We start from the raw sequence: 1,788 nt of genomic DNA on the forward strand, positions 1-1,788 counted from the left end.
CTGCCCAGGTTGCCGCCCGGCCCGCTCCAGGCGTAGGTAAGGCCCGTGGTGGGGGTAGCCGTAAGCGAAATTGGTCCGCCCGAACAGATTGTCGACGTGCCAACGATGGTGGGCTGTGGCAGGGCGTTGACGGTCAAGGTCCCGGTCGCAACGGCACTGCAATTCTGCGACGAGGTCACCGTAATCGAATATGGATTGCTGCCAACCGCGGTAGGGGCCATCACAAACTGACCCGTGGTATTGTTCGTTACGGTAGTGCCATCGCTGAAGCGGTAGAATGAGCCGCCCGAAACCGTAATCGTGGCCGACGTACCCTGGCAGATGCTGTTGCTGGGGCTGGCCGTTACCGTAGCCGTTACAGACGGGTTGACCGTAACAATACCCGTAGCAATGGCCGAGCAACCATTGGCGTTGGTCACCGTGACGCTGTAGGTGGTGGTAGTGGTGGGCGATACGGAGAAAATACCCGTCGTGTTCACCGCTCCATTGCTAAGTGCATAAGACGTGCCCCCGGTAGCCGTCAGGCTGGCCGCGGTGCCGTTACAGATCACGGCGTTGCTCAGCGTAGCATTAACGGCGGGGTTTACGGTGATGGTTGTCGAAGTGATGCCAGAGCAGCCGCTGGCGTTGGTGACCGTCACGCTGTAAATGGCACTGTTGTTTGGCGTTACCGAAATGGCTGCCGTGGTTGCCCCCGTGCTCCAGCGGTAGCTTGTACCGCCCGAAGCCGTGAGTGTAGCCGAAGTTCCCTGGCAGATGGTATTGCTGGGGCTAACGGCGATTACTGCTGTGACGGCGGGGTTGACCGTCACCGTGGCACTGGTCACGGCTGAGCAGCCATCACTGTTGGTGACGGTAACGGAGTAGGTCGTGGTGGTTGAGGGCGATACGTTTACCGAAGCTGTGTTGCCTGTTCCGGTGGGCGCCCAGGTGTAGGTAAGGCCCGTGCCGCCGTCCGCTGTGACCGAGAGCGTGGCTGTGGTGCCGTTACAAATTGTCTGGTTGGCTACTGCGGCCGTCACGGCGGGGTTAACCGTGATAGTCATGTTAGTCACGGCCGAACAACCACTGGCGTTTGTCACGGTGACGGAGTAGGTCGTGGTCGTGTTAGGCGATACCACTACTGCTGCCGTCGTAGCCCCCGTGTCCCAGCGGTAAGTGCTGCCACCGGCCGCCGTAAGCGTAGCTGAAGTGCCATTGCAGATCACCGTACCGGGATTGGCCGCAATCGTAGCGGTGACAGCGGGGTTGACCGTCACCGTGCCGGAGGCAAGGGCTGAACAGCCGCTGGCGTTGGTCACCGTGACGGAGTAGGTCGTGGTGGTGTTGGGCGCGACCACTAGCGTCCCTGTGGTGTTGCTGGTGCCATTGCTGAAGCTGTAGCTGGTGCCGCCCGTGGCCGTGAGCGTGGCCGAGGTGCCGTTGCAGATCGTCGCATTGCTCAACGTAGCGGTGACGGCGGGATTGACCGTTACCGTTGTGCTGCTCACGGCCGAACAACCCGCCGAGTTAGTGGCCGTCACGCTATAGGCGGTCGTCACCGTGGGGCTGACAGACTGGCTGGCCGTGGTGGCTCCGTTGCTCCAGAGGTAGGTCAGGCCCGTGCCGCCACTGGCGGTGGCTGTCAGGGTGCTGCTGGCACCGTTACAGATTGTAGCTGGACTGGCACTGGCCGTGACGGTTACTGCCGGATTCACGGTCACCGTAGCCGAGCTGACAGCTGAACAACCATTGGCGTTAGTCACCGTCACGCTGTAGGTGGTGGTCACTGAAGGGGAAACAGGGATT

General features: G+C 61.4%; 1 protein-coding gene. It reads right to left on the reverse strand.

Going from position 1 to position 1,788, the window contains the following annotated elements; genetic code table 11:
- A partial coding sequence (locus J2I47_RS26330) for a beta strand repeat-containing protein (protein ID WP_374759934.1) occupies window positions 1-1,788 on the reverse strand: 1,788 nt, incomplete at both ends.

It is taken from the genome of Fibrella rubiginis, from assembly GCF_017353185.1.
In the GTDB taxonomy this organism is placed as follows: Bacteria; Bacteroidota; Bacteroidia; order Cytophagales; family Spirosomataceae; genus Fibrella; species Fibrella rubiginis.